Raw genomic sequence first — 21106 nt, 5'->3', positions numbered from 1 at the left:
CATGAAACTCCCCATTCTCGGCCTCGCGGCGTTCGTCCTCGTGTGGACCGCGGCGCTCGTCCCGGCCCAAGACATGCCGCAGGACGCACCGCCGCCGGTGGATGTCCCCACCAAGGAAACGCCCCCGGAGGCGCCCGCCGAAGCACCCGAGCAGCCGCCTCCCGTAGCGGCCGAGGAATCGCCTTCCCCGACGGTTCCGGTCCAAGGCGGCGAAGAGGAACTCGTGCAGTTGACCTTCCCCGAGAACCTGGAACTGAAAATCCTCGTGGACTATGTGACGACGCGGCTCGGGATAAACCTTCTCTATGACGAGGGGCTCCTGAAGAGGCGGATCACGATCTCCGCGCCGGCGAAGGTCCCGAAGGAGTCTCTCTTCGGCCTCCTCCAGAGCGTCCTCAGGATGTCGGGCCTCCTGATCGTGGACGGCGACCAGCCGGGGTGGAAGGAGATCGTGCCGGCCCAGAACCTCGTGACGGTAACGGAAGGGTTCGAGGAGGACCCGCGGCGGCTCGCCGACGCCGAAGCGACGCGGGCGATGACGCAGGTCTTCACCCTCCGGAACGTCGCCCCCTCGGCCGTCGAGCCGGTCATCAAACCGTTCCTCGGCACGCCGGGGGGGAACAGTTTCGCGGTACCGGACCGGAGCCTCCTCTTCGTCACCGACTACGCGGACAACCTTCGGCGCGTGGCCGAGATGATCCGTCTCTTCGACCAGCCGGGCCCGAAGGCCCAGGTGCACTTCGTAGCCGTCAAGCACTGGGACGCGGCGGAACTCGCGCAGCGCGTCACGGCCCTTCTTCGCGAGCGGGACCGAGTCACCGGCCGGGAGGGCAAGGCCCCGCCGCGGCCTTTGAGCCTCACCCACGAGCCGCGGACCAACCAGGTCATCCTCGTCGCGACCGAAGGCGCCGAGGCCGAGGCGCTCGACCTCCTTGAAGCCCTCGACGTGCCGACGGACATCCAGACGCGGACGTACTACTTCGCGTCGGCCTCGCCGGAGCGGATCGACCGGTTGGCCCGTGAGTTCGCCGGACCGGACGCGGCCCGGACGCGGTACCGCTCGATTCTGGACGCGCAGTCCGGGCTGCTGATCGTGACGGCCTCGCCGGAAGTCCACGCGTGGGTCGAGTCGCTCAAGGCAGACCTGGACGTCGCGGCCGCGGCGGAACTCAGCCCCGTCCGCTTCTACAAACTCGTCAATACGACCGCCGCGGAGGTTCTGGCGACCATCCGAGCCCTGGAGAGTCAGGAAGGCGGCATCGCGCGCCTGGCCGTCGAGACCCTCGGGCCGCCCGTGGAAGGGGCGGCCGCAAAACCCGTGGCGGAGCCGTTCACTGGTCCGAACCGGCCGCCGCCGGCCCCTGGCGAAGAACTGCCCAAACCCCCATCCTACAAGGAACCGGAAAAGGAACCGGAAAAAGCATCCCCCGCGCCCGACAAGGACAAGGGTGCCGAAAAGGCGTCCCCGTCACCCGACGCGGCGCGGCCGCTGACGCGGGTCCAGACGAAGGACGCCGTGGTGACGGCCGACCCGAACACCAACACGATCATCGTCGTCGCCCCGCCGCCGGTGCAGCGGGTGTACGAGCGGCTGATCGCGATGCTCGACAAGCGCCGGCCCCAGGTCCTGATAGAGATCACCTTGGTGACGCTCGACGTCTCGGACAACCTTTCCTTCGGCATCGAGATCTCGGGCGCGAACGAGCGCGACGATTGGCGGTGGCTCTCGTTCAGTTCCTTCGGCCTTTCGGCGGTGGACCTGGCGACGGGGGCCCTCGCGCTCCAGCCGGGGACCGGGTTCAACGGGATCGTCATCGACCCCCACACGGTGGACGTGGTCCTGAGGGCCTTGGCCACCAACGGCCACGCGCGGGTCCTCTCGGCGCCAAAGATCCTCGTCAACGACAACGCCACCGGGACGCTGTCGAGCGTCGCCGAATCGCCGTTTACGAGCGTCAACGCCTCCGAGACGGTCGCGACGACGAGTTTCGCGGGGTACGCCTCGGCCGGGACGACCGTCACCGTGACGCCGCACATCAGCGAAGGGGAGCACCTGCAACTCAACTACTCGATCACGCTGAACAGTTTCACGGGGGCGGGTGCCGCAGGCATCCCCCCGCCGCGGCAGACCGACTCGATCACGAGCCTCGTGACCGTCCCGAGCGGACACGCGATCATCGTGGGGGGCCTCAAGCGCCGGGACACGAGCGAGACGGTCTCGAAGATCCCGCTCCTGGGGGACATCCCCGGCCTGGAATACCTCTTCAGCAGCCGGACGCAAAGCGACGCGGAGACGACCTTCTTCGTCTTCATCCGGCCGGTCATCCTGCGGGACGACCGGTTCGAGGACCTCAAATACCTGTCGGAGCGCGACCTTCGTCTGGCAGAACTGCCGGCGGAGTACCCGGCGAGCGAACCGATGCTGGTGAGATGACCCCCGGCGGGCAATCGCGGCGGTCGGAAAGGAGGAGCAGCGAGGAAACATGGCGCCGGTGAACGAAAAGTTCGCTCTGGCCTTGAAGAGCCGCCTCGACGGCCGGTTCGAGGAGGCGCTCCAGAACGGTCCCCTCGACTCTCCGGGCCGGGCCCGCCTGGCCGGCATTGACGGGGACGTCGTGGCGGGCGCGACGGCCGACGCCCTGGGCCTGCCGTACCTGGAGAGCTTGGCGGGTCTGGCGCCCGACGCGGGGTTCCTGGCGAGGGTGCCGATCGCCTTTGCGCGGCGCCACGGCGTGCTGGGCCTGGCGGGGAAGGATGGCGTGGCGCTCGCGGCCATCGCGGACCTGGCGCAGTGGCTCCAGGTTCAGGTCCTCGGGAAGGTGCTGGGCGGCGTGCTCGTGCCGGTCCTGGCGCCCCGGGCGGAGATCCTGCGGGCGATCGGCGCCGCCTACGAACTCCAGACCGGCCAGGCCCAGCGCGTCATCGAGCAACTGGACGAAGCCCAAGTCCTCCGCGAGGTGAACGAGGCCGTCCGGAGCGAGGATCTCCTGGACGTCGCCAGCCGGGCGCCGGTCATCAAACTTGTGAATCTCGTCCTCTTCGAGGCGGTCAAGCGGCGCGCCTCCGACGTTCACATCCAGCCGCTGGAGGACCGCCTGGCCGTGCGGTTCCGCCTGGACGGCGTCCTCTACGACGTCTTCGACCCTCCGCGGGCCCTTCACCCCGAGATCGTCAGCCGCATCAAGGTCATGGGCGGGATGAACATCGCCGAGCAACGGCTCGCCCAGGACGGTCGGGCGACGGTCGAGGTCGGCCACCGGGTCGTGGACCTTCGGATCGCCACCCTTCCGACGCACCTCGGGGAACGGGTCGTCATCCGGCTGCTCGACAAGAGCGCCCGGCTTTACACGCTCGACGAACTCGGGATGGCGCCCCACGTCCTCGTGGAGTTCCGGCGGCTCATCCACACCGACCACGGCATCATCCTCGTCGCCGGGCCCACGGGCAGCGGGAAGACGACAACCCTCTACGCCGCGCTCCAGGAGATCAACGCGAAGGAACTCAACATCCTGACACTCGAGGACCCGATCGAGTACCGCCTCGAAGGCATCAGTCAGACCCAGGTCAGCGACAAGAAGGGCATGACGTTCGCGAGCGGTCTTCGGCACGTGCTGCGGCAGGACCCCGACATCATCATGGTCGGGGAGATCCGCGACGCCGAAACGGCCCGGATGGCGATCCAGTCGGCACTCACGGGGCACCTCGTCTTTTCGACGCTGCACACGAACGACGCCGCCGGCGCGGTCGCGCGCCTGCTGGACCTCGGGGCGGAACCGTACCTAATGGCCTCGAGCCTCCTGGCGGTTCTCGCCCAGCGGCTCGTCCGGCGCGTCTGCACCCAGTGCCGCACGGCCCACGACATCGCGGAAGAGGAGCACCATGAGTGGAGCCGGGTCGCGGGCCAGCGCGAGCTGCCCGAGAGGCTCTACCACGGAAGCGGGTGTGAGGCATGTCTCGGGACCGGGTACCGCGAGCGGGTCGGGGTCTTCGAACTCCTCACGGTGACCGAACCGATCCAGGAACTCGTGCTGGGGCACGCGAAGTCGTCCTCGATCAAGGCCGCGGCCCTGGCCGAGGGGATGACCACGCTCCGGGCCGACGGCCTGGCGAAGGCGGTCGTCGGCGCAACGACCCTGGAGGAAGTGGTCCGCGTGACCGGAAGGGACGAGTTCTAAATGGCGGTCTTCCGCTATAGCGCCGTGGACGTGGACGCCTCGACCGTCGCGGGGACGGTGATCGCCGACACGCCCCGCCAGGCCCGGGACGATCTCCGCGGCCGGGGCCTGACGGTGGCGGAGATCGCGGCGGTCGGCGAGCCCGCCGCGCCGGGCCTCTGGGAGCGCCGCCGCGGCCAACTCGCCCAGAGCGAGGTGGACGCCTTCGTCCGGGAACTGGCGACCCTCCTGGGTGCGGGGATCCCCCTCCTTGCGGCCGTCGACACGCTCATCCGCCAGCACCGCGGCCGGTTTCGAACGGTCCTCCAGGGCCTCAGGGACCGGATCGCCTCCGGCTCGAGCCTCACCGAAGCGATGGGCGCGCGGCCGGCGTACTTCGACGAGTTGTCGAGAAGCATCGTCCGCGTCGGCGAGAGCACGGGGACGCTCGAGACGGTCCTTGCGCGGCTGGCGGAGTTCCGCGAGAAGGCCCACCGCCTGCGGAGCCGTCTGGTGACGGCGCTCGTGTACCCGGCCGTCGTGTGCGTCATCGGCGCGGCGGTCGCGACGTTCCTCATGACTTACGTCGTGCCGCAACTGATCGGGACGCTCGAGGAGGCGGGCCGGACGCTGCCCCTGGCGACGCGCCTCGTCAAGGACGCAAGCGACCTGCTGCTGGGGTGGTGGTGGGCCCTGCTTCTGGCCGCCGCGCTCGCCGTCACGGGCCTGAAACTCCTGCGCCGCACGGCGCGGGGGCGCCTGGCCCTCGACCGGTTGGTCCTCGCGCTGCCGCTCGTCGGGGACGTCGTCCGCAAGGAAAACACGAGCCGCATGGCCGTCATCATGGCCTCGCTCCTTCGGGCGGGGGTCCACTTCGACGAGGCCGTGCGGATCACCGGGAGAACGCTCCGTAGCGCCGTCTTCCGAAGGACGATGGAGACCTACGAATTGGCCATCGTCTCCGGCAGCGACATCGCGGGGCCCCTGGAAGCGTCCAGGGTCTTCTCCCCCCTGGTCATCCAGATGCTCGTCGTGGGCCAGCAGGCCGGTCAATTGGAGGACATGCTCGCGCAACTCGCGGAGGCGTACGACCAGCAGGTCGCCACGGCCACGCAACGGTTGACGGCCATGCTCGAACCGTTGCTGATCGTTCTCTTGGCCGTGGTCGTCGGTTTCGTCGCCTTCGCCACGATCCTGCCCATTCTGGAGGTGAGCGATGTGCTCTAACCGCAAGCGACGTCGGGCACGGGGGTTCAGCCTCGTGGAACTCATGATCGTCATCGTGATCATCGGCCTCCTGGCCGGCGTCGTGACGATCAACGTTCGTCACCATCTTCTGCGGGCCCGCCAGAGCACCGCCCGCCAGGAGATCGCCACCATCGTCCACGCCCTGAACGTCTTCTACGCCGAGTGCGGCCACTACCCGACGAACGAGGAAGGGCTGGCGGTCCTGAAGAGCGCGGGCGAAAAATTCCCCGAGCCGCTCCTGGAAGGCGGCCTGGAAGACCCCTGGGGCCGCCCGTACCAGTACAACTCCCCCGGCGCAAGCGCGCCGTTCGAGGTAATCTCGTACGGCGCCGACGGCCGCGAAGGCGGCGACGGGATCGACGCCGATATCACGAGCGACGCCTTGAAAGGGTAGGTTTCACCATGCGTCGAAGGGCCTTTACGCTCACGGAACTGGCCGTCGTGCTTCTCGTCCTCGCGCTCCTCGCGGGGGCGGTGGCGCTTCGCTTGGAATCGCCGCTCCGGCGGGCCCGCCTCGAAGACCTGGCCCAAACCATCGTCGCGTTCGACCACCTGTCGCGCGTCTATGCGCGGCAGCACGACCGGTCCGTGCGGATCGAGGTGGACCTCGCGCAGGGGCGCCTGCGCCGGACGGACACGCGCGGCCAGGACCTGGGGACGGCCCTGGAGTTGCCGGACGGCTATCGCGTCGCCAGGCTGATGGTGCGCGGCCAGGATTACTCGATCGGCTGTGTGGCGATCCACTGCAGCCGGCTCGGCTTGACGCCCACCTACGGGCTGCTCCTCGAAGGTCCCGCAGGGAGGCGGCAGTGGGTTCTCGTGGCGGGCCTGACGGGCGAGTCTTTGGAACCGGAGACTCTAGATGAGGTGCGCGCGGTGCTGGCGGCAACGGGGACGGGGCTTCACGCTGGTTGAGGCCGTCGTGGGGACCGCCATCCTGGGGTCGGTCCTGGCGGCGGTACTCCTGGCCAGCGCGCGGATGCAGGTCCAGGCCCGCCGGGCGGCCGAGCGGACGGAGGCATGCCGCGTCGCCGACGAACTGCTGGAATCGTGGTGGCCGAAGCGCGACAAGATGCCCCTCGAGAGCGAGGAACGGGTGCCCGGCCGCAAGGGTTGGACGTGGCGGGCCCGCACGGTCCGTCGCGAAACGCTGGGCGGACTCGAGGCCGAGACGATCGCCGTCGAGGTCTTCCGCGAGGGACAGGCTGGGGGCGAACCTGCAGCACGGGTGGAGGTGATGCTTCCGAATGCAAGCGCGGACGAAAAAAGCGCTGACGCTCGTTGAACTCCTGGCGGCCCTGGTTATCACGAGCCTCCTGGTGGTGGCGGCGCTTCGAGTCTCGACGCACCTGGCGCGGGCGGAGATCCTCACGCGCCGGACCCGCGAGGACTCGTGGTCCGAGGCCCGCCTGCGGGACCTCGTGACGATGGACGTCGCCCACACCGAGGCGTACCAGGAAGACCGCGAAGGGCTCGTCCTCTGGACCTCGGCGTGCCTGGAGGCCAAGACGCTGGAACTGGAGCACGTGCCCGGAAAAGTCGCCTACCGGGTGCAGACAGTTGGCAACCGCGAGTGGCTCGTGCGGAGCCAGGAGTCCGAGTGGCATCCGCCGGTCACGGAACTCGTGGGCCGGGGCGTCAAGGCCGTCCTCCTTCGCGCGAAGGACGAAGACAAACCGTCCGCCGGGGAGCGAAAGGCGCTGCCTGCGGCCGCGACGATGGCTGTGGAGTTCGACGAAGAGGGGCGCCCGCCCGTCCAGTGGACCGTGCGCAGCCGCGCCATCCGAGGGTGAATCCCATGAAACGCCGCCGCGGGTTCGTGCTGCTGATGGTTCTGGTGGTCCTGGCCATCGCCGGGACAGTCCTGGCCGCCGGCGCGCGGCGGTGCGGCGAAGAGGCGCTCCAGGCGTCGGCCGAGGAACGCACGCTCCAGCAGAAATGGGGCGCCCTGAGCCTCGAAGCGCTCCTTCTGCCCCTGGCCGAACAGGTTCTCACGCGTCCGGACGAGGAGTCCGCCGAAGGGCCGACGGCGATCTTCCGGGCACAAGTCACCCTCGGCGCTATTCTGTTCGAGGTCGTCCTGGCCGACGAACAGGCCAAGGCCAACGCCAACCTCCTCGCCCACCGCAAGGGCGAAGAGGGACTCGCCGAGAGCCTCCGGGTGCTCCAGGCCCACGCACGCGAAGTCCTCCAGGTCCACTTGAGACCCATCAAGCCCTCCGATGAGGCGGCCGGCACCTTCCCCGTCCGCTACGCGAGCCTCGAGCAACTGTACGCCGCGGCGACGCCGACAACCCTCCTCGGGCCCGACGCCCAGAATCCCGGACCCGCCAGTTCCGTGACCTGCTGGGGCTCCGGCCAAGTGAACCTCCGGCGGGTCGACGTGGCCGTCCTCCGCGAGGTCCTCTCGGGCCTCCTTTCGGAAACAGACCTTTCCAAGATAGAGGACTTCCGGCGCAAGACCCCGGAGGCGACGGCCACGCAGATGCTGGATCACTTAGATCTTGGGCGAGAACGGCGCGCGGCGGTCGAGCCGCTTGTCACCGACCGATCGCTCTGCCACAGCCTCTGGACCATCGCCGTCGCAAAGACGCGCCGGGTATACCGGCTGGCGGTTCTGGAGACCGGCGCGGCCGCAAGCGCCGCTTCCGTGCGAACCTTCGCGTGGGGACCATGAGAGAACGCACCCAACGACGGCTACTCTGGACTTTGAGCGCGACGCTCGGGCTCGGCCTCGTCGCCGCCGTGTTGGGTCTTGGCGTCCTGCCCGTCGAGTTCGGTCCGGCGACGGCGGACGCCCCGGGGCTCCGGGGCGAGGCGCTCGCCCCACGTCAAGTCGAGCCGCTGAGCGCCTTCGCCGCGATCTTCGAGCGGGACCTCCGGCGTCCGCTCTACGACCCTTCGCCGGCAGCGAAGGCCGATCCGCCGCCGCCCCCACGCCCGCAGGTGGACCTCGTCGGCACGGCCGTCGAACCGGGGTACACCTACGCGTTCCTCAAAACCGGCGGAGGCAAGGTCAAGATGGTGGGCCTCGGCCAAGAGGCGGACGGCGTCAAGGTGACGGCCATCGCCGTCGGCGCGGCCACCATCGAGTTCCAGGGAAGGACCTATGCCCTGGAGGTTCAGAAAAAGGAGGCCCCGCGGTGAAGCCCGCCTTTTTCGTGGCAATGGAATCCGGCGGATGGTCCGTGTTGCGGGTCACGGAGGACGAAATCCTCCTGCGCGAGGTCGCTGCCACAGAGGACGAAGCGAACGTCGGCCAGGCGGTCGCCGAGTCCCTCAAGGAACTCGGGTACCAGGGCCAGGCCATCTGTCTCGGCCTGCCGGCCGAGATGGTCCTCGCCGCCGAGATCGACGCCTCCGGCCTGCCGCGACGCAACCGCCGAAGCGCCATGGTCTATCGCCTGGAGGAACTCGTCCCCTGCGAGGCGGAACGGCTGACGGCGGACTTCCTCGCCTTGCCCGGCGGTCGGGCGTTCGCCGCCGCCGTCGAAACCGACCGCGTCCGCGCGATCCTGGACCGCCTCGCGCCCGCGGGGGTCGAAGTCGGAGCCGTCTGCCCGACGGCCCTCCTTGCCCTCCAGGAGGCCGTTGCGCCCCGCCAGGATCCTTGTGAGTACGTCCTCGTCGCGGGGCCTCAGGCTGTGAACGTCTTCCGAATGAGCGACGGCCGACCCACGGCATGGTATACGGCGCCGCCGCAGGCGCCCGAACTCGTGCGCCTCTTCCAGGCCGACCTCCTCGCCCGGCCCGCAGAAGGTGAACGACTCTCGGCACGTGTCATCGGGTCGCTCCCGCCGGACATCGCAGCGGCGGTCGAACACGAGACCACTCTTGCGCTCCAGGCAACCGACGCCGGCCCAAGCGCCCTCGAGACGGCCGCGCGCGGGGCGGTCGCCGTCCTGCAAGGCCGCCGGGAACCGTGGGCGGACTTCCGGCGGGACGCCCTGGCAGCCCCGAACCGCTGGCGGCGCCTGGCTGCGCCCGTGGCCACCGCCGCCGCGCTGGCCCTCGTGCTGATTGCCGCAATCGGAGGCCTGTCCTACTGGCGCAGTCTTCGCTACGATCGTCTGGCACGGCGGTTGGAGGGCGAGATGCGTGCGATCTACCAGAACCTCTATCCCAACCAGCAGGTCCCCGTCCAAGTGGAGAGGCGGCTGAGGAGCGAACTCGCGCGCCTGGCGGCGGTCAGCGGCGTGGGCGGCGCCCTCCCGAACCGGCCCAGCGCCCTCGTCATGCTCCGCGACGCCGCGAGCGCCCTGCCGAAGGACCTCCGGGTCCGAATCGTCGAGGCCCGGATGGATTCGGGCGGACTCCTGCTGGAAGGCGAGACCCGAAGCCACACCGACGCCGAGGCGGTCGCCCAGGCGCTCGGCCGGTCGGGCGCCTTCAGCATCGAACCGCCCCGCACCGAGCACCTCGCCAAGGGTGGCGTGACCTTCACCGTCGTCGGCGAACCCAGGCCGGAACGACAACCCGCGCAACCCGGCGGAACGTCCCGCCGGGAAGGAACGACGCCGTGAGACGACGCATGGCCATCTTGCTGGCGCTCCTGGCCGCGCTCCTGGGCGTGGCGGCGGTCTGGTGCTGGGGCCAAGTGGCGGCCCGGCGACGAGCAGCCATTCAGGCGCGAGACGACCTGGCGGCCTGCCGGCAAATGACCGATCTCATCGCCGACCTCGGCCGCCGCCAGACGATCGCCGAGGAGCGCGAGCGGCGGTCCTCCGAGGTCGCCGGACCCATCGAGCAAGCCGCCAAGGCAGCCGGCATCGCCGCGGGGGAGATCATCCGCATCAACCCCGCGCCCCAGCGCCGCATCGAGGGCACCGCCTACAAGGAAAAACCCACACAGGTCTTCCTGAAGCGCGTGTCGCTGAAGGCCCTCGTCGCCATGCTCCACGCGCTGAGCCAGTCGGACCAGCCGTTGCACCCCTCGGCGATCCGATTGACCGCCCCTAACCGCGAAGACACCGGCAGTCAGTGGGACGCCGAAGTGGTCCTCACGTACCTCGTCTATGACCCCGCACGGACAACACCATAAGGAGCCGCGACATGCCACGATCCTGGATGCTGACGCCTCTGGCTCTGCTCTTGGTCATCACCGGTTGCCAGAGGGCGGCCCTGGTCGGCGAGTATGCGACCGTGGCCGCCGACCCGCGCCGGGACACCGAACGGGCCCGCGAGAAGAACAACAAAGCCGTCGCCCTCATCAGCAACGGTCGGCTGGAAGAGGCCGAGAAAGTTCTCAAGGAGGCCCTGACGGCCGACGTCTTCTTCGGACCCGCCCATAGCAACCTCGGGACGGTGTACTACCGCCAGCAGAAATTCTACCTGGCGGCCTGGGAGTTCCAGTACGCCGCCAAATTGATGCCGCACCAGCCCGAACCGCGAAACAACCTCGGCCTCGTCTTCGAGGCCGTCGGCCGACTCGACGAGGCCGCCAAGTGGTACGACGAGGCCGTCGCCCTCGAGCCCGACAATCCCGAAATCCTCGGGAACCTGGCACGAACCCTCATCCGCAACGGACGCCGGGACGACCGGACCCGCCAAGTGCTCTCCGACCTCGTGCTGAAAGACACGCGACCGGACTGGGTCGCCTGGGCCAGGGAACAGTTGGCCTTGATCCCCAGCCCACAGCCGAAGGCAGTAAACCCAGACCAGCCAGGACCCGGTCAGTAAGAAACGCGCGTAGCGGCTTCACCACGGTTGGGCTGCGGCCGCTTGCGGCCGTAGCACAACCGATGTTGAGAACCGCCTGATCGGCAAGCCAGACTCGCGACTCTTTTCAGGCACATTCCTATCAGTCACACATGCCCTTGAAACCGCAGGCTGACAGGGCTGCTGCCCGAATCCCCACCCAGGAAGAGCCGAAAGAGGAAAGCGAAGAAACCGGCCGCTCTGAGCCCGAGTGGATAGAAATGGTTCTCAACCTTGCGCGAGCCTCCGCGCCACCAGTCTTTTCTCGCAAGGGCCGTCAAAGGGCAGGCTACTGCAACCCGTAGTGGGAGATCCCGAATCTGAGGCAACACTCGCCTTGAGCAAGCCTTGCGACCTGCAAGCGTCGCCAGTAGCGTCGACTGGTGGTCCATTTCCGCCGCTATTCTCCCTGCTCGTGGTTCCGCGTTCTGCCAGTGCTCCGCGAATGGCTTCCAACACCCCGGGGTCCCTGATCACCAGATCCAGAATCTCATCCGCCTTCTGCCTTCTCTGAAGAAGCTTCCTCGCCGCCTCATCCGACAGCGGGAACCCGCACTTCCCGCACTGAACCGAGGTCGGAACGTTCTCCAGTCCGCACCGCAGACAACGCACAACATCGACCGCCGCATTGGTCTCCAGGTCGATCCTTTTCTTTCCGAACACTGCCAGGATCTGGTCGTCGACCTGCTTGCCGCTGAGGTGCGTGTACACGGACGCCGTCCTGCCGCCCTGCCTCCAGCCGAAGTGCTCGTTCATCACCGCTTCGGTCCTGTTTACTTTTCCAGAAGTCCGCCCTGCGTCACACACACCCACTACTCGCTTCCGCGAATTCATCGAATACACGACGAGCATAGCCAGCAACGTGCGTAGGGAAGGCTCATAAGACCGAACGTGATGGATTCCTGTGGTTCAAATGGCCCGAACCTGGCAGGAAACGGTGGACTATATCTTCGGTACCGCGGAGCAGCACGCAAGGCATCCTCGGCGTAGTGTTAGGGATGATGGCAATTTACACCCCTCAGAGCTGGGCGGGTGTGAAGCCGCTTGATCTCACCCCGACTTTGTACTCGTCACGCTCTGTCAGCTAACCTTCGCTCAATCCCGTCCCCGCCGCGGTTTCTCTCAGCTTTTCCGCTACCAGACGGGCTAGTTGGTCCAGCATATCCTGTGTCATTACGGAGGCAATCAAGTCCGACCTCTCCGATATCTCCCTGGAGGCTTCCTCCAGATTCAGCATTCGTCCGCAGCCGGCGCATCGCCTGTCAAAGGCCCTGTTTATGGATCCGCACTTCCAGCACCGCTGGGGCTGCAGGGTGGCTCGCGTTCTGTCTGCGGCTCCGTACTTTTTCCTGATGGCGTCCTCGAAGCCCTTCTGGGAAAGTTCCACATAGAACATGGCCGTCTCAATCTGCGAGTGCCCCGCGTATTTCTTTATCTGGTAGGCGTTGTAGCCGTCGTCAGCCATGTGGGAGAGTTTCGCCTTTCTGAGCAGCTTCGGGGTGACTGTCCTTATCCTGGCCTTTTGAGACAGCCGGCTGAGCATCAGCGACAGGGTGCACAGCGACAGCGGCTCTCCCCGCGCGTTGAGGAACAGGTAGCTCTCTCTGTCGCTCCCATGGGGGTGTTCGTTAATCCAGTTCAGCAGCGTACGCCCGACAGTCTCGTCCGCCGCCAGTGGCAACCTTCGCGAGCCGGTCTTGCCGGCAACGTTGAAATAGACGCTGCCATCGCCATTGACTTCGATGTCGCCGATCTTCATCCGGACAAACTCCGAAGGCCTCACGCCGGTGTGATACAGCATGGTCACGATGGCCAGTTCCCTGGCGCTGTCGCTGGCCGCCCGGCACAACTCCCGCAACTCCTCCTGGGTCAGAATGACCAGTTTCTTCTGCCTGTGCTTGCGGTAGACGGACTCGATCTTGTTGACGGCTTTGAGCACAGGGACGAGCCGAAGGTACTCCTCCTGTTTCTCCGGACGATCGGCAATATCCTCGACGTAAAACCTGAAAAACGTCTTCAGTATCTTCTTGCGGTCCACGAACGTCCATTCCTCGCGGGATTCCTTCTCGATCGCCTGGACGAGCCGGCCCACGTCTTCTTTCTGCATTTCGTTGAAGCTTTTGCCCAGCAGACACGCAATCTGCCGCAAGCTGCGGATGTACTTGTCCTTGCGATTGCCGGAGACGGGTTTGTAGTGCTCGAGGAACCAGCGAATCCTGTCCTTGTTCCAGCGCGTGGTGTTGGCTTCCTCCAACAACCGATACTGCTTCTCAAGTCGTCCGGACCAATCATCCGACATGCACATCCCGTTCCGTACTGGCGGCTTATCAACCAGACGCGCGGAATCTGCAAACCAGACAAAGCCCCCACAGGGCCTCGGTGATGTCCTCCACGCGCCGCACCGACACGCCTGCCAGGTACATCTCCATCAGGGCCTCCTCCACGCTCGACTCGCGACGCCGGTACCGCTCGATGATCTGCGTCTCGAACGGCAGCGTGCGTAACTTCGGCACCTTCAGCGTCACCTCGCCCGCCTTGGTGTGCAGCCGACGCGCGTACTGGCCGGCCCGCGTGTCGGCACGCTCCGCCGACCGCTCGTATCGCCTGGCCCGGCACAGCCGGTCCGCCTCGGCCTGGAGCATCCCGTTCAAGGTCTCCTCGACGCTCTGGCGGACCATCTCCCCGAGGTGGGCCTTCACCTCGGCCTGGTCCACCCGAATCACGTCCGACAGCCCCTTGCCTTCGCCGTCCGTCTTGGTACGATGCGCCATGGGTAGCCTCCTTCTGCTGGTCCTTGGAAAACTTCTCCAATCTCCAATTCGACCAACTCAGGGGCTACCCGTCTACTTCCTACCTTCCGAAAGTGCGAAACTTATCGTACGTTATCTGAGGCCGAAACCGCTCCGCGGGTCGAAGCCGGGCTGTTCGAGGTCCATGGCGGAACGCCTGAGGTGTTCCACCATCTGGGCTGGTGTCTCGACCGGTGTCTCGCCGCCTTGGGCGACATGTTTGGCGAGGACCAGGGCGACGACGCCAGCGACAAAGGCCCCTGCCTGGCTCGTTCCGGTGGCGACCGCGTACTTGTCCGGGGGATAGGTGCTCAAAACCCGGACGCCGGGGGCGACCAAGTCCAGTTCCTGTCCCGTTGCTGACAGGCCTGAGACGTTTATGCGATCCCCGAGCGGTAACGAGGGGTCGTTACTCACCAGTGCGACGGATCCGACGGCGATCACTCCATCGTATCTGGCGGGATACCGGACTGTGCTGCCCGTGAACGGCCCACCAGGCTCGTTACCTGCGGCTGCAACGAGATAGCAACCCGCGTTCAGTGCCTTCGTGACCGCCTGACGAATCGGCGGATAGCTTTTCTCGGCCGCGAAGCTCATGTTGATCACCCGCACACCTTCGTCTACCATCCAGCGGATGCCGGCGGCTACACTCTTGGCATCGCTCTCGTCGCCGCGGATGACCTTTGCCACGTACAGTTCCGCTTCGGGGGCGACACCGATGACGCCCCGGCCGTTCGCTCGGGCGCAGACGATCCCGGCACAGTGCGTCCCATGGCCCGTGTCGTCGCTAGCCCATTCGGGCTGGGTCGCCAGAGTGAAGTCTTTCATCCTGGCGATCGGCTGAAGGTCGGGATGGAAGGGCGCGACGCCCGTATCGAGGACGCCGACCCTGATGCCCCGTCCGCGCGTGACCGTCCAGACCTGCGGGACACCCGTCTGGCGGAGGCCCCAATCGACCGTCTCGGCCGGCCGGTCGCAGACGTCCTCGAATCGCTCCGGCGCAAGGTGCGCGAGACGCCTCGCGGCGCGATAACGTACAGGATAACGTACGATAAGTTTCGCACTTTCGGAAGGTAGACGGGTAGCCCCTGAGTTGGTCGAATTGGGGATTGGAGAAGTTACCCAAGGACCAGCAGAAGGAGGCACCCATGGCGCATCGTACCAAGACGGACGGCGAAGGCAAGGGGCTGGATGGCGTGATCCGGGTGGACGAGGCCGAGGCCCACCTGGGGGAGATGGTCCGCCAGAGCGTCGAGGAGACCTTGAACGAGATGCTCCAGGCCGAGGCGGACCCGCCCAGGCGGGGCGAAGCGGTACGAGCGGACGACGCACACGGACCGCCCGGACTTCTCGGGCTGGCGGTCAGCGCCAAGGATAGACCGCTACCTAAATGATCAGGGGGCCGGTGGAGGCTGGCTGGTAGGGACAAAGCCGTGCTGACGGAACACCGCATCGCAGGCGCCGGAAAGGATGAACCTGACGAAATCCTTCGTCGTCTCGCTGGCACGCGGCGATACGTAGAGCACGAGGGGTTTCGACAAAGGGTATGTTCCATCGGCCAACGTTTTGCCGTTCGGTTTCACGGCCGTACCGGCCGGGCCAACGGCCACGACCCGGACGGCCGTGCTGTCCTGCGGAATGGCCGCTAAGTCCACAAACGCGATCCCCTGTGGGTCGAGAGCCAGGGCCGCAAGAACCCCCGCCGTGTCCTTCTTCGCCTGGAGATTCTTGCACCGCGTGCCCCTCATGACGCCTGAGAAAAACATCGCGGTCATGGGGTCGGCGGCGCCAAGCCCATAGCAGTGGATGTCTTTTTGCGCCATGGCGAGGCTGTCACCCCACTGGCCGACCTCGCCGGCGAAGATGGCGCGGACGCGATCCAGGGTCATCGCCCCTTCTTTGTTGACGACGCTCGTAACAACCGCGACCGCGCGGTCGGCGATAGGGTGAGCCTCCACCTTGAGTTCCGCCCACCTGGCACCGTGCACCTTTAAGGCCGCCTCGCCCGGAGGCCCCTGAAGCAGGAGCAGTTCCTTGCCGCCCAGGAATTGCCCCACGGCGGCCGCCTCGTCAGTCACCGCGTACTGCACCTGCACAACGGCTTTGGCCTTGACATATTCGGTCGCCAGGTCCTTCAGAAGCGGGCTGTACACGCTCCCCACCGCCTCGATCCTGACGCCTTTGCCCGCCCTCATCTCCTCCAGACGCTGCGCGGCCAGCATCTCGTTCTTCGTGGCCCGTGGGAAGTAGCCGTTTTCCCGGACGATCTCAGCCGCAGCGTCGCTCACGGCGAACTGACAGAACTCACGGACCGCAGGCGACGATTTGTCGGAGAAGACGAAACGAAACTCACGGACGACGGGATATTTTCCCAGGACGATGTTCTCAACGGTCGGAGGCACGGGCTGAGATGTCGAGTCCTTGGCAACAGAGAGGAGTTTGACTTCCACCGGCGGCGTGGGGCCGATCACGATGATGCCGATGCCGTTCGGGTCTTGTGCCACGGCCCCGATGACGTCGCGGTTGGAGGTCAGGTTCTGAAGGTCTTTGCGCCACTTCCGGTAGTCCAGCAGGTTATCGCTCAGCAACGAACCGGCCAGTTGGCGGGAGGGCTGGATCGTGTAAACCACGATCGGGGTGCCGGATCCGCCGACCTGGGACCACTTCGTCACCGTCCCGGACCAGATGCCGCAAATCTGGTCGATGGTAAGCGCGCCTGCGCGATTGCCCTTGTTCACAACGAACCCCAGCGCGGTCTGGGCGAAGGTCCACTCCGGGCCCGGCTGCGCGATGTCGGGAAAATCGGACGGCCACATCTTCCCCAGGATTTTCCGCAGCGGCCACTCGACGTAGGCCGCATCCGCCCGACCTTCTTTCAGGGCGGTGACGCCCATGCTCGCAGCACCCCCGCCGAACTTGATCTCGATGCTCGGATGCTCCTTCTTGTACGCCTCGGCGAGGCCGCTCAGCGCCAGGTAACAACTCGGCGTCCCCTGCAGGCGCAAGGTTTGCACGCCACCGGGGTTGATTTCGGCGGCGGACGCAGCCAGCCACCCGGAAGCGATTACCACCCCAGCAAGAATCACCAGAGCCAAGGCGCTTCGCATAACACAACCCTCCTTCAATCCCTATTCCACCGGCGGCGGCCTCTTCTCCTTCACTTCCGGCGATAGAGCCTTGTCCGCAAGTTAGATCTCAAGAACCAACGCGTCGCCTCTTCCACCCGATTCGCATTACGCCGGAGAAGCCCCAAAAGGCAACCTGGGAAGGCAAGAGCGCGAACAAGGTGTGGACGATAAAACGTTCCGTAAGCGCAAGCCATGGCTTGAGCACCGGCAAGGCCTCGATGAAGACGCTTCCCAGGAAGACCACGAGGAAAGAGGTGATAGCCAGAAGGATGCCCCACCGCCAGGCAAAGCAAAACCGTTTTTTCCAGACGGCGGCGGCAATGGCCCCAACCAACCAGGAGCACAGAGAAAGTCCTCCAAGGACAAACAGCGAAGATCCCATCGGCCCCCAACCGGATTGGAGGAAATCCAGGTCTCCCGGCCCGCCTCCGAGTAACACGGCTAACACGGCCAAGGGGGTGACGCAAAGCACAAGAATACAGATCGCGATTCGAGCCAGTACGTATTTCATTGGCCTTGAAGACCTGCCACTTGTTGCTGAACGGCCTGGACCGACGCTTCCCACCGGGGCTCCCACGGGAGCCAGTCGTCGTCGGGCATGTACATGACGTAGTCGGACCCTGCCGCGCCGTTGCCGGTGTAGGCGTTCGTCAGGCCCTGGTTCACGGTGACGGTCCGGTTGGCCCGATCGATGGCTGTGATGGTGCGTGTTTCGAACGCGGAGCCGTCGGCCGTGTAGATGCGGACCTGCTCGCCGACTTCCCAAGGGTACATGTGCTTAACGTGGAGTACGGTGGCACCGGCGCCGGCATTCTGCGTAAGCAGCTGACCGTAATCAATGACCGCCTCGGTATACTCGTTGGTCCAGTCCATGTCAAGAACACCGCCATGCTCGAACTCCCAGTTGTTGATGGTGGTCTGCGCCGCCGTGCGTGCGTTGTTCGCGCGGGTCTGGACGGTAGCCGCCGGCTCGGGCCAGATGGTCTCGGGCTCGGTGATGTCGGTCCGGCGTTGGTTCTTGAGGTAAACGGACTCGGCCAGTGAGATGAGGCCCCAGTGGCCAGGCCATTGGATGGCGAAGCCGCGGTTGACGTTGCCATTGCCGCCGTTACGATTGCCTTGCGCGTCGAACGTGACATTGAAGGCAATGGCGAGGTTATTTTCGCAGATCTTCTCGACGTAAACGAGGATGTCGACTTCGGCCTCCATGCGGGCGTGCTGCAGCCAGTTTATGCCACTGACGCCTCCGCCAGGGAAGTATTCAAAATGGACGACGTCGTCGGCAGCTATGTGGGCTCGCCAGCCGAGAGCGGTATTCTCGGCAACGGTTTTCTCATTGCCCTGGAGGGCGTTGAGCTTGTTCTTCAGCAGTAGCCACATGTCGACGGCCGGATCCTCGACGCCCGGCGTGGGTGTGGCCCAGCCAGTGCCCGTCAGGCGGTTGTGCGTCCAGGCGAAGAACCTGCTTGGCATTAACTCGACCATGCTGGGGTACGTGTCGGGCAGGTTCGCGTAGAACCTGAGGTTGTTGTAGCCGGCTTCCTGGGTGATGAGGACATGGCTCAGGCCGGGCCAGCCGAAGGCCACTTGAGCTCCGGCGGCAAGCAACGTTACGGCCAAGACCATCCGTAAGAGTACACGGAAAGCGGTCATTTCTCGCCCTCCTCATCGCGATTCTTCTCGCCCTTAGTAGTAGGCACCAGTGTGAACAAGGCATCGACCCGATCCGAGAGCGTTGCCCAGGCGACACGCTTCGTTCCCCAGGGGGCCACCTCCCGTTTCCGGTCGTAAAGTTTCTCTTCGGTCGGCATCGCCACGATCAGCGACCGGTCGGCCGGGACGATGCCGACGACCGTGACGTGGCGGCGTTCGAGGAGCGGCTCGTGAAGCCGCAGTATGACGGGGATTTGTTTCTCGATGAGAGGCACAATGGTTTCCCACGCGGGCTTCGGTTGCTCCTGGGCGATCCAGTCGAACACGCCGCGGGACTGGAGGAAATGGTTGAGGCCCTCAACCAAATCACCGTCTTTGTCGTTCAGGTAAGCGTCCACGACGTAAGACCACGCTTGGCTCTCGTGATGCGAGTACCGGGGGATGCAGACGATGGCCGCCGCGGCCTCGACCTCGGCCTCGATGGTGGTTTCTCGATCGGGAATGTTCTTGGGGCTACGCAGATGCTCTCGGGCCATGCGGAAGGCCAGTTCGGCGTAATCTTTCTCGCGGTCCTTCCGCGGGACGTAAACGGTGACCTTGCGGCCGTCGGGCAGTTGGCGCTCGGTGGCTTCGACGAGGTCGCTCTTTTCGAGGGCCCCCTTGAGGGCCTCATCGAACGTAGGCCCCTTGCCGACAGGCGGGTGAAAGACGTGGGGGCCGGGCTCGAGTTCCTTCTCCTGGGCCATCAGCTCGAACTCGATGAGAGACTTCTGGTAGAGCAGCAGTTGGCGGTCCGACTGGCGGAACGGGTGCCGCTGCGCCGCCTGCAAAGGCGGCATCAGCAGTTCGACGGCGGCGGTCGCCTGGTCGGAGACGCCCTCGGTCGGCGGCACAACGACAGCGAACGGGATGCCGCGAGTGCCGGCGTCCTCCCACAATTCCTTGGTGACGGGCACGAGGCTCGGGTCGGCCGCGCGGGCGGTGCCCGCGACGAGTCCGAGGGCGCCAAGCAGGCACATTCCCCATGCCGTGGCGAGGTGGGGTGGTTTGGTCATGGTGTCACCTCCGTGAATGTGTGTTCGAGTTGGTAGTCGACTTTGATCTGGCTTAACTCCAACGCCTGTTCCTGCGTCGTGTCCTTCTTGCGTTTGGCGCTGATCTTGAGGACGTATTCTTCGCTTTCCCGGATGACCTTGGGTGTTGCCAAGGGAGTACCGAGCCCCGAGAGGTCCGCCACGTCGTGGATCTTCTCGGAGTCGTCGTCGAAGCCTTCCCACTCGATGGTCCTATCGGTGGCCGCCTGGAGGTACATCGCGGCATCAGCCACGGCGTAGGTGCGTTCACCGTTGATGTCACCGCCGCTCGCCTTGACGGTGAGGTTGTTGAGTTCATCCGTGAATTCGCACTCGATGGCCATGCCGTAGGCGCGGTTGAAGTACCAGTGGTGGTTTCCGCCGTCGCCGTCCTCGGCGTCCATCTCGCGGACAGGGGTGTCTTCCCAGCGATGGTCGTCGTAGTCGGGCCGTGTGTATGGCGAGAATCCGTCAGTGAACAGGTTCGTCGGCTGCCACGGACTGTAGGGTGTGGCAAGCCGGTCGATGAGCGGCTTGATCGTGACCTCTCGCGTGCACACTTTGGACTCGTTCGCCCAGAGTTCGAACGTGTACTTGACGCCGGTCTGCGTGATGCCCTGTGTCAGCAGGGTGGCTTCGACGAAGATGCGGCCTTGGGCATCGGTGTCGGCGCCGTTGTTCTGGTCTTCGTCTGTTTCGAAGTGAAAGATGCAGAAGCCGCCCTGTTCCTGGTAGCGCGTGGAGGTCTTGTCGAGGGTGAACACAGCGACGTCGTTACAGCACAGCTTGACCTTGTAGTTGATGCCGGTGAGCTTGGTAACCTTGACCAGAGCCTCGTTGGCCATCAGGACGGCCTGTTTAAATCGACCGGCCCACTCGGGGTGCCCCTGGTCGCCGGGGGTCTGGCAGTACAGATGCTCGAACTCGGGATCGTGAGTGACCAACCATTCTGTTGATTCCATCTCAAGCACTGTTATTCGCACCACGTCCATGGCGACTTTGGTTTTGGTGGCACCCTTGACGGTCAATTCCAGGCCCAGTTGCACCTCGCCGGCCTCGACGCCGGTGATGATGACGTCGTGGTCCGAGCAGTCCTTCAGCAGGTCCCACAGGCTATTGCCGTCGCCGTCCTCGGTAGTGGATTCCTCTTCGGACGTGTCCAGCATCAGCACCGGGTCCTCCCCTTCGCGCACCTTCCAAACCTGAACGTCCCCTTCACCGGACACTTTCTTGAGCGTGACCTCGGGATCGTGCGGATCCAGAACATCGCTGATCGTCATCGAGTAAAGGCCGCGCAAGACCCCGTTCGGATCCCCTTCCGGCGGCTCCTCCGGGTCTTCCGTCAACGACACGACCATGCCCGG

General features: G+C 65.7%; 21 protein-coding genes and 1 pseudogene. 13 read left to right on the top strand and 9 right to left on the bottom strand.

The features are described from left to right. Window position 1: 1 nt before the first annotated feature. The 12 genes from NTX40_00175 to NTX40_00120 are packed head-to-tail and all read left to right on the top strand — an operon-like array spanning window position 2 to window position 11081. Window positions 2–2434, top strand: a complete 2433-nt coding sequence (locus NTX40_00175) for a hypothetical protein (protein MCX5647507.1) — start codon at window positions 2–4, stop codon at window positions 2432–2434. Window positions 2435–2483: 49 nt separating this feature from the next. Further along, window positions 2484–4175 carry an ATPase, T2SS/T4P/T4SS family gene (locus NTX40_00170; GenBank protein MCX5647506.1) on the top strand — a complete coding sequence of 564 codons (1692 nt, stop codon included), beginning with the start codon at window positions 2484–2486 and terminating at the stop codon, window positions 4173–4175. Further along, window positions 4176–5381, top strand: coding sequence for a type II secretion system F family protein (locus NTX40_00165; protein ID MCX5647505.1), 1206 nt, complete (start codon window positions 4176–4178; stop codon window positions 5379–5381). It abuts the gene before it with no gap. After that, entirely contained in the window at window positions 5371–5796 is a 426-nt protein-coding gene (gspG, locus tag NTX40_00160) for a type II secretion system major pseudopilin GspG (protein MCX5647504.1), read from the top strand. The genes NTX40_00165 and gspG overlap by 11 nt, the downstream gene beginning before the upstream one ends. An 8-nt stretch (window positions 5797–5804) precedes the next feature. Beyond that, a complete protein-coding gene (locus NTX40_00155) occupies window positions 5805–6317 on the top strand; it encodes a prepilin-type N-terminal cleavage/methylation domain-containing protein (GenBank protein MCX5647503.1) in 513 nt (170 codons plus the stop codon). Further along, window positions 6265–6687, top strand: a complete 423-nt coding sequence (locus tag NTX40_00150) for a type II secretion system protein (GenBank protein ID MCX5647502.1) — start codon at window positions 6265–6267, stop codon at window positions 6685–6687. The genes NTX40_00155 and NTX40_00150 overlap by 53 nt, the downstream gene beginning before the upstream one ends. Then, window positions 6650–7195, top strand: a complete 546-nt coding sequence (locus NTX40_00145) for a prepilin-type N-terminal cleavage/methylation domain-containing protein (GenBank protein ID MCX5647501.1) — start codon at window positions 6650–6652, stop codon at window positions 7193–7195. The genes NTX40_00150 and NTX40_00145 overlap by 38 nt, the downstream gene beginning before the upstream one ends. A 5-nt stretch (window positions 7196–7200) precedes the next feature. Continuing rightward, the gene (locus tag NTX40_00140) at window positions 7201–8079 is read left to right on the top strand and encodes a hypothetical protein (GenBank protein MCX5647500.1); all 879 of its coding nucleotides are present in this window, start codon (window positions 7201–7203) and stop codon (window positions 8077–8079) included. Then, window positions 8076–8549, top strand: coding sequence for a hypothetical protein (locus NTX40_00135; protein ID MCX5647499.1), 474 nt, complete (start codon window positions 8076–8078; stop codon window positions 8547–8549). Before NTX40_00140 ends, NTX40_00135 begins: the two co-directional genes overlap by 4 nt. Further along, complete coding sequence (gene gspL / locus NTX40_00130) at window positions 8546–9925, top strand: type II secretion system protein GspL (GenBank protein MCX5647498.1); 1380 nt, start codon at window positions 8546–8548, stop codon at window positions 9923–9925. Before NTX40_00135 ends, gspL begins: the two co-directional genes overlap by 4 nt. Beyond that, on the top strand, window positions 9922–10443 hold the full coding sequence (locus NTX40_00125; GenBank protein ID MCX5647497.1) for a hypothetical protein: 522 nt from the start codon (window positions 9922–9924) through the stop codon (window positions 10441–10443). Before gspL ends, NTX40_00125 begins: the two co-directional genes overlap by 4 nt. An 11-nt stretch (window positions 10444–10454) precedes the next feature. After that, the gene (locus NTX40_00120; GenBank protein ID MCX5647496.1) at window positions 10455–11081 is read left to right on the top strand and encodes a tetratricopeptide repeat protein; all 627 of its coding nucleotides are present in this window, start codon (window positions 10455–10457) and stop codon (window positions 11079–11081) included. A gap of 246 nt (window positions 11082–11327) precedes the next feature. Here the strand turns inward: NTX40_00120 and NTX40_00115 are convergent, their stop codons facing one another. From NTX40_00115 to NTX40_00100, 4 genes and pseudogenes are all read right to left on the bottom strand, one after another. Then, complete coding sequence (locus NTX40_00115) at window positions 11328–11858, bottom strand: hypothetical protein (GenBank protein MCX5647495.1); 531 nt, start codon at window positions 11856–11858, stop codon at window positions 11328–11330. A 325-nt stretch (window positions 11859–12183) separates the two neighbouring features. Continuing rightward, entirely contained in the window at window positions 12184–13398 is a 1215-nt protein-coding gene (locus NTX40_00110) for a site-specific integrase (protein MCX5647494.1), read from the bottom strand. A 64-nt stretch (window positions 13399–13462) separates the two neighbouring features. Then, a pseudogene (locus NTX40_00105) lies at window positions 13463–13831 on the bottom strand (transposase). Window positions 13832–13981: 150 nt separating this feature from the next. Beyond that, the gene (locus NTX40_00100) at window positions 13982–15034 is read right to left on the bottom strand and encodes a S8 family peptidase (protein MCX5647493.1); all 1053 of its coding nucleotides are present in this window, start codon (window positions 15032–15034) and stop codon (window positions 13982–13984) included. 2 nt (window positions 15035–15036) lie between these two features. Here NTX40_00100 and NTX40_00095 point away from each other — a divergent pair, with 2 nt between their 5' ends. Beyond that, on the top strand, window positions 15037–15282 hold the full coding sequence (locus tag NTX40_00095) for a hypothetical protein (GenBank protein MCX5647492.1): 246 nt from the start codon (window positions 15037–15039) through the stop codon (window positions 15280–15282). On the opposite strand, the gene NTX40_00090 is transcribed toward NTX40_00095, so the two are convergent. The 5 genes from NTX40_00090 to NTX40_00070 form a co-directional block, all read right to left on the bottom strand. Then, the gene (locus NTX40_00090; protein ID MCX5647491.1) at window positions 15283–16995 is read right to left on the bottom strand and encodes a substrate-binding domain-containing protein; all 1713 of its coding nucleotides are present in this window, start codon (window positions 16993–16995) and stop codon (window positions 15283–15285) included. An 88-nt stretch (window positions 16996–17083) separates the two neighbouring features. Next, window positions 17084–17527: a hypothetical protein gene (locus NTX40_00085; GenBank protein ID MCX5647490.1), complete on the bottom strand. Its 444-nt coding sequence runs from the start codon at window positions 17525–17527 to the stop codon at window positions 17084–17086. Then, on the bottom strand, window positions 17524–18669 hold the full coding sequence (locus NTX40_00080) for a hypothetical protein (protein MCX5647489.1): 1146 nt from the start codon (window positions 18667–18669) through the stop codon (window positions 17524–17526). The genes NTX40_00085 and NTX40_00080 overlap by 4 nt, the downstream gene beginning before the upstream one ends. Beyond that, complete coding sequence (locus NTX40_00075) at window positions 18666–19724, bottom strand: hypothetical protein (protein MCX5647488.1); 1059 nt, start codon at window positions 19722–19724, stop codon at window positions 18666–18668. Before NTX40_00075 ends, NTX40_00080 begins: the two co-directional genes overlap by 4 nt. Beyond that, the coding region (locus NTX40_00070; protein MCX5647487.1) for a hypothetical protein at window positions 19721–21106 on the bottom strand (1386 nt) is incomplete at its 5' end. The genes NTX40_00075 and NTX40_00070, both read right to left, overlap by 4 nt.

The organism is Planctomycetota bacterium (assembly GCA_026387035.1).
In the GTDB taxonomy this organism is placed as follows: domain Bacteria; phylum Planctomycetota; class Phycisphaerae; order FEN-1346; family FEN-1346; genus JAPLMM01.
This window is presented reverse-complemented; position numbering and strand designations above follow the sequence as displayed.

Excerpts from the sequence above, each read along its gene's own strand:
- NTX40_00175 (MCX5647507.1), top strand. The coding sequence starts at position 2 with ATGAAACTCCCCATTCTCGGCCTCGCGGCGTTCGTCCTCGTGTGGACC.
- NTX40_00170 (MCX5647506.1), top strand. The coding sequence starts at position 2,484 with ATGGCGCCGGTGAACGAAAAGTTCGCTCTGGCCTTGAAGAGCCGCCTC.
- NTX40_00165 (MCX5647505.1), top strand. The coding sequence starts at position 4,176 with ATGGCGGTCTTCCGCTATAGCGCCGTGGACGTGGACGCCTCGACCGTC.
- gspG (MCX5647504.1), top strand. The coding sequence starts at position 5,371 with ATGTGCTCTAACCGCAAGCGACGTCGGGCACGGGGGTTCAGCCTCGTG.
- NTX40_00155 (MCX5647503.1), top strand. The coding sequence starts at position 5,805 with ATGCGTCGAAGGGCCTTTACGCTCACGGAACTGGCCGTCGTGCTTCTC.
- NTX40_00150 (MCX5647502.1), top strand. The coding sequence starts at position 6,265 with ATGAGGTGCGCGCGGTGCTGGCGGCAACGGGGACGGGGCTTCACGCTG.
- NTX40_00145 (MCX5647501.1), top strand. The coding sequence starts at position 6,650 with ATGCAAGCGCGGACGAAAAAAGCGCTGACGCTCGTTGAACTCCTGGCG.
- NTX40_00140 (MCX5647500.1), top strand. The coding sequence starts at position 7,201 with ATGAAACGCCGCCGCGGGTTCGTGCTGCTGATGGTTCTGGTGGTCCTG.
- NTX40_00135 (MCX5647499.1), top strand. The coding sequence starts at position 8,076 with ATGAGAGAACGCACCCAACGACGGCTACTCTGGACTTTGAGCGCGACG.
- NTX40_00120 (MCX5647496.1), top strand. The coding sequence starts at position 10,455 with ATGCCACGATCCTGGATGCTGACGCCTCTGGCTCTGCTCTTGGTCATC.
- NTX40_00110 (MCX5647494.1), bottom strand. The coding sequence starts at position 13,398 with ATGTCGGATGATTGGTCCGGACGACTTGAGAAGCAGTATCGGTTGTTG.
- NTX40_00095 (MCX5647492.1), top strand. The coding sequence starts at position 15,037 with ATGGCGCATCGTACCAAGACGGACGGCGAAGGCAAGGGGCTGGATGGC.
- NTX40_00090 (MCX5647491.1), bottom strand. The coding sequence starts at position 16,995 with ATGCGAAGCGCCTTGGCTCTGGTGATTCTTGCTGGGGTGGTAATCGCT.
- NTX40_00085 (MCX5647490.1), bottom strand. The coding sequence starts at position 17,527 with ATGAAATACGTACTGGCTCGAATCGCGATCTGTATTCTTGTGCTTTGC.
- NTX40_00080 (MCX5647489.1), bottom strand. The coding sequence starts at position 18,669 with ATGACCGCTTTCCGTGTACTCTTACGGATGGTCTTGGCCGTAACGTTG.
- NTX40_00075 (MCX5647488.1), bottom strand. The coding sequence starts at position 19,724 with ATGACCAAACCACCCCACCTCGCCACGGCATGGGGAATGTGCCTGCTT.